Source organism: Devosia sp. (assembly GCF_017744655.1).
Classification (GTDB): domain Bacteria; phylum Pseudomonadota; class Alphaproteobacteria; order Rhizobiales; family Devosiaceae; genus Devosia.
On sequence record NZ_JAGIAW010000008.1, the window covers coordinates 69,728 to 83,037 of the forward strand.

Genomic DNA, 13,310 nt, shown 5'->3' on the forward strand with positions numbered 1-13,310 from the left:
GTGGGTGGGGCACATTTTTGCAGGAGCCAAGCGTATTTTGCGCCCGCCTTGACGTTAACGGCAGTGGCCAGACCTGTGATCCCGCCGCATCGGTCTGTTAAGAATCAGACGCGCTAAAAAGCGCATAAAATTCTAATTTCTTCCGAAAACCTTTGGTCAGTACGTTGCAAACCCATGGATTTCATGGGTTTGCAAGATCGGCTTTGCGCATTAACCGTGTTTTAAGAAGCTAAGGCGCATGGTTAACCAGCCGTAAATTTTGGCTTCCATCTCTCTGCGGGCTTGGCTAGGGTGCCCCCGCAAAGACGGATTGCGAATGCGATCCAACCAGAAGGCCCGCCGGAGGTAACGGATGGGCTCAGGGGCAAGGACGGGGCATTGACTTCACGCTGGGGGCACAAGTTCTCGCGCGCCGCTTTCAAAGTGGCTGCGCTCGCCGCGACGGTACTCGTCGTTGGCGTGATCGCCTCGCCCCTCATGGTCCATGCCAACGAAACTGACCTCGTGCTGCCGCTCGACATTCCGGCCCCCATCGCTCAGGTCCGTACGCAGCCCGCTCTCGGCGCCACCATGGTGCCGCTCGCGCCGGGGCAGCAGAAGCTGACCGATGCGCTTCTTTCCAACTACGTCGCGCGCCAGCAGCAGCTTCGCGCCGTCGATGTGACCGAGGGTGGCGTGCAGCCCCCGCTCTCGACCGAAATGCTGATGGGCTATATCGCCCGCGGCTCGCTCGATGGCGGCAATACCGCGCTTTCGGCCATCGACAGCTTCATGAAGCCTGCCGCGCCGACACACCAGCCGACCGTGACGCCTGATCTGCTCGCGGCCTATGTGGCCAGCGGCTATCAGCCGACCGCCAAGCGCGCTGAAGTGGCCAATGCCGAGCGCGATTGCCTTGCCCAGGCGATCTATCACGAAGCCCGCGGCGAAAGCGCTGCCGGCCAACTGGCTGTGGCCAATGTCATCGTCAATCGCGCCCGTTCGGACAAGTATCCGTCCTCGCTCTGCGGCGTGATCTACCAGGGCGCCAATCAGGGCCGCTACAAATGCCAGTTTACCTTTGCCTGTGACGGCCGCGGTGATGCGCCGGGCGAACGCCAGGCCTGGGCCCGTTCTATGGCGCTGGCCAAGGACGTCTATGCCGAATATGCAACTGGGGCAGAAATCGGCGCCATTCCGGATTCGGCACTGTTCTACCACACGACCAATGTTCGTCCTTCCTGGTCCTATACCTATAGCCGCGTGGCTGAAGTCGGGGCGCATATCTTCTATTCGCCGAACTGAGGTTTTCCCGAGCGGGAAACGAAAAGGGCGCCACTGGCGCCCTTTGTTTTATTCGGCTGCCTGCAGCAATTGCGGGCCGGCCTCCGCGTCGGCGTCGGGGCCGAACTTCTTGAAATTATTGCGGAAAAGATCGACGAGCTTGGTTGCCTGGCTATCGTAGGCGTCGGTGTCAGCCCAGCATTGGCGCGGGTCGAGGAGGCGCGGGTCGACACCGGCGACATCAGTGGGAACGGCGAAGCCGAAGAGCGGGTCTAGGCGCGTCGGGGCATTGTCGAGCGCGCCGTCGAGCGCCGCGGTGAGGAGGCGGCGGGTGGAGGCGATGTCGATGCGCTTGCCTTGACCATAGGCGCCGCCGATCCAGCCGGTGTTGAGGAGCCACGCTTGGGCGCCGCTCGAACGCAGGCGCTCGGCCAGCATGTCGCCGTAGACCGTTGGATGCAGCGGCATGAACGGGGCACCAAAGCAGGCCGAGAAGGTCGCTTGCGGTTCGGTGACACCGCGTTCGGTGCCGGCGACCTTGGCGGTGTAGCCCGAAAGGAAGTGGTAGACGGCCTGTTCGGGCGTCAGCTTTGCCAAAGGCGGGAGGACGCCGAAAGCGTCGGCCGTGAGGAAGACGACGGTTTTGGGCGTGCCGCCGACGCTGCCCGGGGCGAGCGAGGGCAGGACGTGGAGCGGGTATGCCGCACGCGTGTTTTCGGTGAGCGATACGTCGTCAAATGCTGGCACACTGTTAGCATCGAGCACGACATTTTCGAGCACCGTGCCAAAAGTTCGGGTGGCGGCGAAGATTTCGGGCTCGGCACTGGCGCTGAGCTTCACCGTCTTGGCGTAGCAACCGCCTTCGAGATTGAAGACGCCGTCTTTGCTCCAGCCATGTTCGTCGTCGCCGATCAGTGGCCGAGCGGGGTCGTTGGAGAGTGTCGTCTTGCCCGTGCCCGAGAGGCCAAAGAACAGCGCGGCTTCCCCATTGGGGCCAAGATTGGCCGAGCAGTGCATGGGAAGGACATCGTCGGCGGGAGCGTGGAAGTTGAAGAGCGAGAAAACGCTCTTCTTGATTTCGCCGGCATAGCTTGTGCCACCGATGAGGACGAGATTGCGGGTCATGTCGAGCGCGATGACGGTTTCGGTGCGCGTGCCGTGGCGAGCCGGGTCGGCGGTGAAGAGCGGTGCATGGATAATGGTCACCGGGGTGGCCGTGTCCGAGGTTTCAACACCTTCGCCGGGACGAATGAGCAGATTGCGGATGAAGAGGGCGTGCCAGGCGCTCGGGGTAAGGACGGTGACGCCATATTGGTGGCGCGGATCGGCTCCGGCGAGGAGGTCCTGGCGGTAGAGATCTTTGCCTGCTAGGTGCGCCTTGATGTCGCTGAGGAGCAGATCGAACTGAGCGGGCGTAAGAGCGCCCGAATTGTCCCACCAGATTTTTTTCTCGGTCAGCGCATCGCGGACAATGAACTTGTCCTTGGGCGAGCGGCCGGTAAACGCGCCGGTTTCGACAGACAGAGCGCCATGGGCGGTAAGCCGTGCTCCGCCTTCTCTCAGCGTGTTTGCAACCAGTGTGGGGGCTATGGCGTTTGCACTGAGCGAAGGTGCGGCTTCGGCGATTGCCTGGCGCAGGGCGCTATGGTCCTCGACACTCATTCTTCGTCTCCATCAGGCGCCGCCAAGGGCAGCGGATAGGAACGAAAATAGTGAGGCCTAAGCCATGCGAACCATCCCGAAATCGGTCGTAAGACGGAAGTCGCAACCATTTCGTAGGGGGTGAGGGACTGGCTAGAGGCTTGGCCCCGCCTTATTTAACGCGTAATTGTCGCCTGCAACGTCGCGTGAGGGGCCGCTGGTCCCGACAAGATGCAAGCGTCGCAACTAGAAAGGCAGAATATGCCCAAGATCGCCCTCGTGGACGACGACCGGAACATTCTTACCTCCGTTTCCCTCACCCTCGAGGCGGAAGGCTATCAGGTAGCGACTTATACCGACGGGGCCTCGGGCCTCGAAGGCCTGACCACCGACAAGCCCGATCTGGCCATTCTCGACATCAAGATGCCGCGCATGGATGGCATGGAATTGCTGCGCCGCCTGCGCCAAAAGTCCGACGTGCCGGTGATCTTCCTCACTTCCAAGGACGAGGAAATCGACGAGCTGTTTGGCCTCAAAATGGGCGCCGACGATTTTATTACCAAGCCGTTCAGCCAGCGCCTGCTGGTGGAACGGGTCAAGGCGATCCTCCGTCGTTCGGCGCCGCGCGATCCTTCGGCTGCTGCCGGCCCCGCCGGCGAACCCGTGCCGGGCAAGGCCCTGATCGAGCGCGGCTCGCTGGTGATGGACGAAGAGCGCCACACCTGCACCTGGAAGGGCCAGCGCGTGACGCTGACCGTCACCGAATTTCTGATCCTGCAGGCTTTGGCTTTGCGCCCCGGCGTCGTAAAGTCGCGAAACGCGCTGATGGATGCGGCCTATGACGATCAGGTCTATGTCGATGATCGCACCATCGACAGCCACATCAAGCGGCTACGCAAAAAGTTCAAGGCGACCGACGACGACTTTGAAATGATCGAAACGCTCTATGGCGTCGGCTATCGCTTCAAGGAGCAATAAGGAACTTCGTGGCCACGATCGATCCTCATGTCGAGGGAACGCGTCCCGAGCGGGACGTCGAACCTGCGCCCGCGCAAAAAGGGAGCAGGCGTGGCTGGCGCATGGCGTTGAAACCGCTTGGACAGGTGATCGTGGCGCTGCGGCGCTTTGTCGATTTTACCATTTTTTCGAGCCTGACGCGCCGCATCATCGTGCTCAACCTTGCGGGCCTGCTCGTGCTGGTGGTGGGTATCTTGTACCTCAACCAGTGGCGCGCAGGCCTGATCGACGCACGCGTGCAATCGTTGCGCGTGCAGGGGGAAATCATTGCCGCGGCGATCGCGGCGTCGGCAACGGTCGACAGTGATGTCATCTCGATCAATCCCGACCGGTTGATCCAACTGCAATCGGGTAACGTCTCCCCGCTCTCCTATTTCGATCCGTCGCTCGAATTTCCCATCAGTCCCGAGCGCGTTGCGCCGCTCCTGCGTAACCTGATTACCCCTACAAGGACCCGGGCACGCATTTACGACCAGCAGGGCCTGCTGATCCTTGATAGCGACAATATCATCGGGCGCGGCGAGGTGATCCGACAGCAGATCGACACAACCCGGACCAATTCGTTTTTTCTTCTCGACTGGTGGAATGCCGTTATCGCCTGGGCGCCGGGCGATAATTTCTCAAAATATCAGGAATATGGAGCGGACGAGGGGACGCGCTATCCCGAAGTCGCCTCGGCCCTGCAGGGGGCGTCTGCTGACTTCGTGCGCGCCGATGACCATAACCAGCTTGTGGTGTCCGTTGCCGTGCCGGTGCAGCGTCTGCGCGCCGTGGTCGGGGCCATTCTGCTTTCGACCGCGCCGGGTGATATCGACTCAGTGGTGGCGCAGGAGCGCTGGAGCATTTTGCGCATCGCGCTGATCGCTGCGGGGGTGCAGATCGCGCTGTCGCTGCTGCTCGCCGGCACGATTGCGGGCCCGATGCGGCGCCTTTCGGCTGCTGCCGAGCGGGTGCAGACGGCGGGCAATGCGCGTGCCGAAATTCCGGACCTGACTGATCGTCCAGACGAAATCGGGCACCTCTCGGGCGCGCTGCGCCGTATGACCGATGCGCTCTATAATCGCATCGAAGCCATCGAGCGCTTTGCCGCCGACGTGGCGCATGAATTAAAAAATCCGCTGACCTCGCTGCGTTCGGCCGTGGAAACGCTGCCGCTGGCGAAAAAGCCGGAAGACCGGGCGCGGCTCAACGACATTATCCAGCATGACGTCAAACGGCTCGACCGGCTGATAACAGATATTTCGAGTGCCAGCCGGCTCGATGCGGAACTGGCGCGCGAAAGCGCCGAACTGGTCGATGTCGAAAAGCTGGCCGAGGCCATGGTCGGTATCCAGAAGGATGTGGCGGCAGGGCGGCAGGTCAATGTGGTGATGGGCAAGCGCCTCGGGCGCGGCTCGACCGTGATTACCGGGCACGAAAGCCGCCTGGCGCAGGTGCTCGCCAATCTGATCGACAACGCCGTGTCGTTCTCGCCGGTCGATGGCACCGTGACGGTGTCGGTGTCAACCGAGACCGACATGATCGTCGTGACGGTGAGCGATGAAGGGCCGGGCATTACCGGCGATGTCAGCCGCATCTTCCAGCGCTTTTATACCGACCGGCCGGAAACCGAGAGTTTTGGCAATCATTCCGGGCTTGGCCTGTCGATTTCCAAGCAGATCGTCGATGCGCATAAGGGAACGATCAAGGCGCAGAACCGGACGGATCGGTCGGGCGCGCTGTTTACGGTGTCGCTGCCGAAGTCGCGGCGGTAGTTTTGGGCATCGTGCTTGCCGCTCCCCCCACCCTCATTCCCTCCCCACAAGGGGGAGGGAGGCGCTGGCTGAACTGCTTTCACTCCTTCTACGGCGTCATTCCTGCGAAAGCGGGAATCTCACTGCGGAGGATCAGGGATTCCCGCTTTCGCGGGAATGACGTCGTGGGTTGGGGGGGGCGCCCGTGACCCGCGAAAACATCCACGCGACCGCCATTCTGCTGGACGGCAAAGGCATCATCCTTCGTGGCCCCTCGGGCTCGGGCAAATCGCTGCTCGCCCTCTACCTTCTCGACGTCTTCGCCTCTTGCGGCCGCGATGCCGCGCTGGTCTCGGATGATCGGGTCGACCTCGAAGGTGGCGGCAAAACCATTCTCCTTCACGCCCCAGCCAGCATCGCCGGCCTCATCGAACTGCGCGGTCACGGCATTGTCAGACGGCCCTATCAAAGTGGCAAAAGGCTCGATCTGGTGGTTGATCTCGTGCCGACCCTTGAACGGATGCCCGAGAACAACGATTTCAAATGTGCGCTTTTAGGCCTCGAAATCGCCCGTTGCCCGGTGCCGCAGGCGGGTGTGATTGGAATCGAGCACCAGCGCCTCTTGATCGAAGAGGCGCTGCGCGCAATCGCTATCCCCTCTGGAGGGTGACAATTTATCGCTTGCAACCGTTGTCATCGGGGGCAAGACTGGCCCCCGCTCCCAAATGCACCCGAGGCAGGGAGCGGGGGCTTATTGGACTGGGATGGGGTTGCGCCCTGATTAAGACGCAGCCATCGTCTGGGGAGAATGCATGATCGGGTTGGTTCTGGTGACGCATGGCGCGCTGGCGGATGAGTTCAAGCTGGCGCTCGAACATGTTGTTGGACCCCAGGAACAGTGTGAGACAATCGCCATCGGTCCTGAGGACAACGCGGAGACGCGTCGTGAGGACATTCTGGCAGCGATCGACCGGGCCGATAGCGGCGATGGCGTGATCATTCTCACCGATATGTTCGGCGGCACCCCGTCGAACCTGGCTATTTCAGTGATGCAGAACCGTAATGTCGAAGTGATCGCGGGCGTCAACCTGCCCATGCTGGTCAAGCTTGGGCGCGTGCGCGGCGATCTTGCTCTGGCCGATGCGGTGGCTCTCGCGCAGGAAGCGGGCCGCAAGTATATTACGGTGGCCAATTCCATTCTCGGTGGAGCATCCTGAAATGGATGGAGATCGTGCCGTCGCCCAGCAATTGACCATCGTCAACCGCAAGGGCCTGCACGCACGCGCCTCGGCGCGCTTCGTGCGCACGGCGGAATGCTTTGATGCTTCGCTGCACGTCGTCAAGGACGGTCAGTCGGTCAATGGCAATTCCATCATGGGCCTGATGATGCTCGGCGCCGGGCCGGGCTCGACCATTCTGGTGCAGGCAACGGGCAAGCAGGCGCGCGAGGCGCTGGAGGCCATTGTCGAGCTGGTGAACAACGGCTTTGACGAGGACAATGAGGGCGTTTGAGGCGTCCGTCGTCCCGCGAATCCCTCAAAATCACCGTGTCATTCCCGCGAAAGCGGGAATCCCTATTCCAGCACCCTGAGATTCCCGCTTTCGCGGGAATGACGCCGCGAATGGGCGGAGGTCGCGGTGAAAATGCGGGCGCTCAATTGCACCCACGCGATTTCTCCACCGATGCAATGGTCGCGACGTTTTCCCGTTCTACCGCGTTGAGCTTCACCTGGGCCTGATTGGTGATCCAGCAGCCTTCATTGCCGAAGGCGTTCTTGGCGCGCTGGGTGGAAAAACAATAGCCGTTCTGCTTGTAGATCCAGTTGCGCACTTCCCAGAGTGACTGGCAGGACAATTGGCGTAGGTCCGAGCGCTGGAAATAGTCGCTGTCATCGCAGCCGATCATCTCATAGCAATTGGCAAATGCACTCGTCATGCTGGCGAGCATAGCCAGCGTCACCGCAAACCCTCTGAGCATATCGTCCTCCTCTGCTGGGGCGATCAAAGCATGGATTAACGACAGCAGGAAGATTGTCGATTGGGGTGGTTTGGGCGAACGAAGCCTTCACCATTGTTTCCATAGAAGTCCCGGTCGTGTGGGACTAGATTGGTGTCAGCTCAAGTTTAGCGCTTTTGGGAGGTCGGCATGATCGACACATCCGTTCAGACAGTGGTGAAGTCCAAGCCGCAACTGCCGCTCAGCACGACGCTGGGGCCGGTTCATATCGCCGTGACCGATCGCGCCCGCGCCCTCGCCATCTGGCAGGATGTGGTCGGGCTCGAACTGATCGACGAGACGGGCAATCTCTTGCAGCTTGGGGCCGGCGGCAAGGTGCTGATCGTGCTCGAGACGGGCGCCGTGCGTCCGGCTGTGCCGCGCAGCATCGGGCTCTATCATGTGGCCGTGCACGTGCCGAGCCGGGTGGATCTGGCGCAGATGGCGGTGCGGGCGTTGCAGCGCAATGTCAGGATTTCGCCGACGGATCACCTTGTCAGCGAAGCCATTTATCTCTGGGATTTTGACGGCAACGGCATCGAAATCACCTTTGAGACGCCATGGCGCGGTACGCTGGGCGATCCGGAAAAGGGCGAAACCTATGCCATGACCGCTGACGGAAAACCCCATTCCGGGCGCGAGCCGATCGATCTCGATGGTCTTCTCGGCGAATTGGGTCCGGCGCCGATGCTTGCTCCGCGCATGCCTACCGGGACGCGGATCGGCCATATCCATGTGCATGTGAACGACCTCAACATGGCCATGGATTTTTATCGCGACGTCATCGGCTTTGCTGGGTTCCTCTTGATCAATTCCTTCGGCATGGGCGATGTCGGGCTCGACTACATGCCGCATACCGTGGCGTTCAACATCTGGTCCGGTCCCAATGCGGCGCTGCCGCCGGCGGGATCGGCAGGCCTGCGCTGGTTCACCATTGCCGTGCCCGGCGCCGAGCATTTCGATGCGGTTATCGGCCGGCTCGAAAAGGCGGGGACGCCGATCGAGAAGCTGGACAAGGGCGTTGAAACGCAGGATCCCTTCGGCAATCGCATTCGCGTGGTCCCGGCAAACTAAAGCGAGGCTGCTGCGTTTTGCTTCAAACTGGGCAAGGGGAAGACATGCGCAACGCAGATGACGTGCTGAACTTCTGGTTCGTCGAGCACGGGCCGGAAGACTGGTTTGCCGGCAAGGCCGAATTCGACGCGAAAATCGCCGAAGTTTTTGGCCAGACCCACGCCCATGTCGCCAAGGGCGAGGCCTGGGAATGGCGCGCCAAACCCTCTGGAAGACTGGCCGAGATTATCGTGCTCGACCAGTTTTCGCGCCAGCTGTTCCGCAATTCGCCGCTTGCCTTTGCGCAGGACAAGATAGCCCTGGTGCTGGCGCAGGAAATGGTGGGGCAGGGGCTCGACATGCAGTTCGAGCAGCCGCGCCGGGGCTTTATCTATCTGCCCTTCATGCACGCGGAATCGGCGGCGATCCAGTCAGCCTCGGTGCGGCTCTATGAGGCGCTGGGGGACGAGGATCAGCTGAAATATGCCGTGGCCCATCGCGAGACGGTGGACCGTTTTGGGCGTTTTCCCTTTCGCAATGCGCCGCTCGGGCGCGAGAGTACGAAGGAAGAGCTGGCCTATATGGAAGAACAGGCCGAGCGGAAGTTTTAGGTTTTGGTCCTTTAGTCGTCGTTACCAGCGGGCTTGTCCTGGTGATCCCTAGCGGAGGCGAGATGGATTGCCGGGACAAGCCCGGCAATGACGACGGAGGGGAAAGTAGAGCGTTCCTTAGAACGCCCATTCACCCTTGCGCATGACAGGCTCGACCGTGCCGTCGGCATGGACGCCGTCGATGTCGATCTTGTCCGAGCCGATCATCCAGTCGATGTGGATCAGGCTCTTGTTGCCGCCCTGGGCAAAGATCTGATCCTGGGAGAGGTCCTTGCCGCCCTCAAAGCAGTCGGCATAGCACTGGCCCATGGCGATGTGGCACGAGGCGTTTTCGTCGTAGAGCGTGTTGTAGAAGAGGATACCCGAGGCCGAGATCGGCGAGGAATGCGGCACAAGCGCCACTTCGCCGAGGCGGCGGGCGCCTTCATCGGTGTCCAAGACCTTGTTGAATACGTCCTGCCCCTTTGTGGCCTTGAGCTCAACCAGCACACCGCCTTCGAAGCGCGCCTGGATGTTTTCGATCAGCGTGCCGTTGTGCGAGAGCGGCTTGGTGGCCGCCACGGTGCCTTCGACACGCAGGCGATGCGGGGTCGTGAACACTTCCTCGGTCGGAATATTGGGGTTGCAGGTGACCCCGTTCTTGGCTTCCGACGCGCCGCCCTTCCAGCGGTGACCATCGGCAAGGCCAATGGTGAGATCGGTGCCCGGGCCCGTGTACTTCAGGGACGAAAATTTCTTGCCGTTGAGCCAGGTCCAGCGGGCTTTCAGGTTCGCATTATGCGCCTTCCAGGCGGCAATCGGGTCGTCCTGGTCAACGCGCGAGGCCTTGAAGATGGCGTCGGCGAGCTTGGCGACCGCGACCTCTTCAGCATCGTTCGGGAAAACGAGCTTGGCCCAGGCCGGGGTCGGGTAGGAGACGATGTTCCAGTTGATATCAAAACCGGTGATCAGCTCCAGCGCCGGGCGATAGGCGGCCGAATTGGCGCGGTTGGCACGCGAGACCTTTTCCGGGTCCTGGCCGGCCAGCATCATCGGGTTGTCGCCCGAAATTGCGAGGCGCGCGGCATTGTTCTTGTAGGCCTCGGCCATGCCCGCATAGAGCCAGCCGGCAGCGCGGTCAAAACTCCCATCATTGGCATATTTGTAGCGGGCGAGCGTCGCTTCCTCGTCCGAATAGATCGAGGTGACCAGACCCGCGCCGGCCTTGTAGGCGTGCTCGGTGATACGACGCACGAGCGGCGCCGCAACCATCGGGGCGGTGATGATGAGATCCTGGCCCTCGGCCAGTTGCAGGCCGACCTTGATCGCCACTTCGCCGAGTTTGTCGAGTTTGGCGGGATCGATGGGGGAATTGCTCATCGGGACAAAGCCTTCTTTTCGTTGAATCGGTTGGCCGCGAGCCTACCGCCCCCACATGCGCCGCGCCACCCGCGCAAATCGGAAAATCCGTTGATCTCAATCAAGGTTGGCCGCTCGGCACGGGCGGATATGGAAGCCATCACCTTTGGAGGCTCTTTCCATGACCGTTCTCATCATCGCCGTCGTCACGATCTTCGGCGCCTTCGCCGCCGCCATGGCCTATGCCGAGTTCCAGACCCGCGGGATCTATGCGCCCGGGGCGAAGAAGCCGGAGTAGCCTGACCAACGCACCCCGCTGCCCACCTTGTCCACGATCAATCCGTCGTCGTCACCACCGGGCTTGTCCCGGTGGTCCATGCGGAGGCGAGATGGATTGCCGGGACAAGCCCGGCAATGACGACGGAGAAGTTTTCAAGGCACGCCGGTAACGTCAGCTGCGCGCGCTGACGCCCCGACCTCCCGACACTGTGCCTCAACGGCACCACGCGCAACTTTCCATCCCAAGACCTATTGGCAAAGGCGAACGGTTTGGCTATCAACCGTACGCCGCTTCATTTTCTTTGAACCTAGGGAGGCGTTGCATGACAGCATTTATGATCGCTTCCCCGTTTGGCATCGGCCGACCTTAGGTCCCTGCCAACCGCGGCCCGCCGTTTAGGCCAGCCGCCCGCGGTTTTCTCTCTTCTTTTCCTTCCGCAGACCCGACCGGCCCGACAGGGTCATTGTCTCGACCGGTCAGTTTTGTGCCTTTCATAGCCATTTTTGAGGAGCCGGCCGCCGGAGAACGGGGCCGGACTGCCAAATGAGTCGCAAGAAACTCGACTTCCGCGCCGATGCTTTCCGCAGCGTGCTCGGCTTTACCTTCCGCCACTGGGCTCGCCAGCCCAAGCGTATCGCCCTGATTGCCGGCCTCGTCATGGTCGCCACCATTGCCGAAGTGCTGGTGCCGATGTTTTCGGGCCGCATTGTCGACGCCATTTCGGGCGGACAGAATACCGCGCTCAACGATGCCGTGCGCGCCTTTGCCGTGGTTGCGGCGCTGGGTGTAACCAGTGTCGTGCTCCGCTTCTTCGTGTTCAACGGCATCATCAAGCTGACGCTGAAAATGATGGCCCGGGTCGTCGATGATGGTTTTTACCGCGTGCAGCGTTTTTCGACCGATTGGCATGCCAACAGCTTTGCCGGCTCAACCGTGCGAAAAGTGACGCGCGGCATGTGGGCGCTCGACGCGCTCAATGACATTCTGCTGGTCGCACTGCTGCCGAGTTTTGTGATGCTGGTCGGCGCCTCGATCCTGCTCGGCTCCTATTGGCCGGTCATGGGTCTGGTCGTGGCCGGTGGTTCGGTGATCTACATCGCCTTCACCGTCCTGATGTCGGTGGGCTATGTGGCGCCGGCCGCAAGCCTTGCCAATGCCTGGGACACCCGCCTTGGCGGTGCCCTGGCGGATGCGGTCAGCTGCAACTCGGTGGTAAAGGCTTTTGGCGCCGAAACGCGCGAAGAGGACCGGCTGCGCCATGTCATGTCCAAGTGGGATTCGCGTACCCGCCGGACCTGGAAGCGCGGCACGCTTAATGGCACCATTCAGGGTCTTCTCATGACCCTGATGCAGGCCGGTATTCTGGGCACGGGCCTTCTGATGTGGACCCAAGGGTTGGCTTCTGCCGGCGATATCACCTTCGTCCTCGCCATGTTCTTCGTTTTGCAGGGCTATCTGCGCGACGTGGGCATGCACATCCGCAACCTGCAGCGCTCGGTCAATGACATGGAAGAGCTGGTGGCCCTGTCCGAAATGCCGCTCGGTGTCGAGGACAAGGCCGGGGCTCGGCCGATTGCCATCGGTAAGGGCGCGATCAATTTCGACCACGTCACCTTCCGCTATGGTGCGCACGCCACTCCGCTCTATCGCGACTTCTCCGTCGCCATCAAGCCGGGCGAACGTGTGGGTCTTGTGGGGCATTCGGGTTCGGGCAAGACGACGTTCGTAAAACTGATCCAGCGGCTCTATGACATCAATAGCGGCGCCATCACCATCGACGGTCAGAACATTGCCGAAGTGCAGCAGGCGAGCCTGCGCGGTCAGATCGCCATCGTGCAGCAGGAGCCGATCCTGTTTCACCGGACCCTGGCCGAAAACATCGCCTATGGAAGGCCGGAAGCGGGCCGGGCCGAAATCATCGAGGCGGCAAGACAAGCCAATGCGTATGATTTCATCATGTCCCTGCCCAAGGGCTTTGAGACCATGGTGGGTGAGCGCGGGGTGAAACTTTCGGGTGGTGAACGCCAGCGTGTCGCTATCGCCCGAGCGTTTCTCGCCGATGCGCCGGTGCTCATTCTGGACGAAGCCACCTCGAGCCTCGACAGCGAGAGCGAGGTGATGATCCAGGAGGCGATGGAACGGCTGATGGTCGGCCGGACGACACTCGTCATCGCGCACCGCCTCTCGACGGTTCGTGCTCTCGATCGCCTCTTGGTCTTCGACAAGGGCAAGATCGTGGAAGAGGGCAATCACGAGGCGCTGATCCGTCTTTCGGGCGGCATCTATCGCCGGTTGTTCGAGCGGCAGGCGCTGGAACTGACCAAGGGCCTCGTAGCCTAAAATGCAAAAGAGCCCGCGGAGCGATCTGCGGGCTTTTC

The 13,310-nt window shown here is 61.4% G+C and carries 12 protein-coding genes; 9 read left to right on the forward strand and 3 right to left on the reverse strand.

The window, feature by feature from the left end; all coding sequences use genetic code 11:
• Window positions 1–378 precede the first annotated feature (378 nt).
• Window positions 379–1,284, forward strand: a complete 906-nt coding sequence (locus J7557_RS15945; RefSeq protein WP_291421032.1) for a cell wall hydrolase — start codon at window positions 379–381, stop codon at window positions 1,282–1,284.
• Window positions 1,285–1,332: 48 nt separating this feature from the next.
• Here J7557_RS15945 and pckA read toward each other — a convergent pair whose 3' ends face one another.
• Complete coding sequence (pckA, locus tag J7557_RS15950; RefSeq protein ID WP_291421033.1) at window positions 1,333–2,925, reverse strand: phosphoenolpyruvate carboxykinase (ATP); 1,593 nt, start codon at window positions 2,923–2,925, stop codon at window positions 1,333–1,335.
• 240 nt (window positions 2,926–3,165) lie between these two features.
• Between pckA and J7557_RS15955 the strand changes: the two genes are divergently transcribed.
• From J7557_RS15955 to J7557_RS15975, 5 genes are all read left to right on the forward strand, one after another.
• Window positions 3,166–3,882 (forward strand): response regulator transcription factor, encoded by a 717-nt coding sequence (locus J7557_RS15955; RefSeq protein WP_035079460.1) that lies wholly within the window; start codon window positions 3,166–3,168, stop codon window positions 3,880–3,882.
• A 101-nt stretch (window positions 3,883–3,983) separates the two neighbouring features.
• Entirely contained in the window at window positions 3,984–5,675 is a 1,692-nt protein-coding gene (locus tag J7557_RS15960; RefSeq protein WP_291421034.1) for a sensor histidine kinase, read from the forward strand.
• Between the two features lie 184 nt (window positions 5,676–5,859).
• Window positions 5,860–6,324: a hypothetical protein gene (locus tag J7557_RS15965; RefSeq protein WP_291421035.1), complete on the forward strand. Its 465-nt coding sequence runs from the start codon at window positions 5,860–5,862 to the stop codon at window positions 6,322–6,324.
• A 142-nt stretch (window positions 6,325–6,466) separates the two neighbouring features.
• Window positions 6,467–6,871 carry a PTS sugar transporter subunit IIA gene (locus J7557_RS15970; RefSeq protein ID WP_035079454.1) on the forward strand — a complete coding sequence of 135 codons (405 nt, stop codon included), beginning with the start codon at window positions 6,467–6,469 and terminating at the stop codon, window positions 6,869–6,871.
• A gap of 1 nt (window position 6,872) precedes the next feature.
• Complete coding sequence (locus tag J7557_RS15975; protein ID WP_291421036.1) at window positions 6,873–7,166, forward strand: HPr family phosphocarrier protein; 294 nt, start codon at window positions 6,873–6,875, stop codon at window positions 7,164–7,166.
• Window positions 7,167–7,308: 142 nt separating this feature from the next.
• On the opposite strand, the gene J7557_RS15980 is transcribed toward J7557_RS15975, so the two are convergent.
• On the reverse strand, window positions 7,309–7,632 hold the full coding sequence (locus tag J7557_RS15980; RefSeq protein WP_291421037.1) for a YARHG domain-containing protein: 324 nt from the start codon (window positions 7,630–7,632) through the stop codon (window positions 7,309–7,311).
• Window positions 7,633–7,800: 168 nt separating this feature from the next.
• On the opposite strand from J7557_RS15980, the gene J7557_RS15985 reads away from it, so the two are divergent.
• Window positions 7,801–8,724 carry a VOC family protein gene (locus tag J7557_RS15985; protein ID WP_291421038.1) on the forward strand — a complete coding sequence of 308 codons (924 nt, stop codon included), beginning with the start codon at window positions 7,801–7,803 and terminating at the stop codon, window positions 8,722–8,724.
• A 44-nt stretch (window positions 8,725–8,768) separates the two neighbouring features.
• The gene (locus J7557_RS15990) at window positions 8,769–9,314 is read left to right on the forward strand and encodes a DUF924 family protein (RefSeq protein ID WP_291421039.1); all 546 of its coding nucleotides are present in this window, start codon (window positions 8,769–8,771) and stop codon (window positions 9,312–9,314) included.
• Window positions 9,315–9,431: 117 nt separating this feature from the next.
• Here the strand turns inward: J7557_RS15990 and J7557_RS15995 are convergent, their stop codons facing one another.
• Window positions 9,432–10,673 carry an aminopeptidase gene (locus tag J7557_RS15995; protein WP_291421040.1) on the reverse strand — a complete coding sequence of 414 codons (1,242 nt, stop codon included), beginning with the start codon at window positions 10,671–10,673 and terminating at the stop codon, window positions 9,432–9,434.
• An 802-nt stretch (window positions 10,674–11,475) separates the two neighbouring features.
• Between J7557_RS15995 and J7557_RS16000 the strand changes: the two genes are divergently transcribed.
• The gene (locus J7557_RS16000; RefSeq protein ID WP_291421041.1) at window positions 11,476–13,272 is read left to right on the forward strand and encodes an ABC transporter ATP-binding protein; all 1,797 of its coding nucleotides are present in this window, start codon (window positions 11,476–11,478) and stop codon (window positions 13,270–13,272) included.
• The last annotated feature ends 38 nt before the right edge of the window (window positions 13,273–13,310 follow it).

Coding starts and splice junctions, on each gene's coding strand:
- J7557_RS15980 (WP_291421037.1), bottom strand. CDS start 7,632: ATGCTCAGAGGGTTTGCGGTGACGCTGGCTATGCTCGCCAGCATGACG.
- J7557_RS15995 (WP_291421040.1), bottom strand. CDS start 10,673: ATGAGCAATTCCCCCATCGATCCCGCCAAACTCGACAAACTCGGCGAA.
- J7557_RS15970 (WP_035079454.1), top strand. CDS start 6,467: ATGATCGGGTTGGTTCTGGTGACGCATGGCGCGCTGGCGGATGAGTTC.
- J7557_RS16000 (WP_291421041.1), top strand. CDS start 11,476: ATGAGTCGCAAGAAACTCGACTTCCGCGCCGATGCTTTCCGCAGCGTG.
- J7557_RS15960 (WP_291421034.1), top strand. CDS start 3,984: ATGGCGTTGAAACCGCTTGGACAGGTGATCGTGGCGCTGCGGCGCTTT.
- J7557_RS15955 (WP_035079460.1), top strand. CDS start 3,166: ATGCCCAAGATCGCCCTCGTGGACGACGACCGGAACATTCTTACCTCC.
- pckA (WP_291421033.1), bottom strand. CDS start 2,925: ATGAGTGTCGAGGACCATAGCGCCCTGCGCCAGGCAATCGCCGAAGCC.
- J7557_RS15975 (WP_291421036.1), top strand. CDS start 6,873: ATGGATGGAGATCGTGCCGTCGCCCAGCAATTGACCATCGTCAACCGC.
- J7557_RS15990 (WP_291421039.1), top strand. CDS start 8,769: ATGCGCAACGCAGATGACGTGCTGAACTTCTGGTTCGTCGAGCACGGG.
- J7557_RS15985 (WP_291421038.1), top strand. CDS start 7,801: ATGATCGACACATCCGTTCAGACAGTGGTGAAGTCCAAGCCGCAACTG.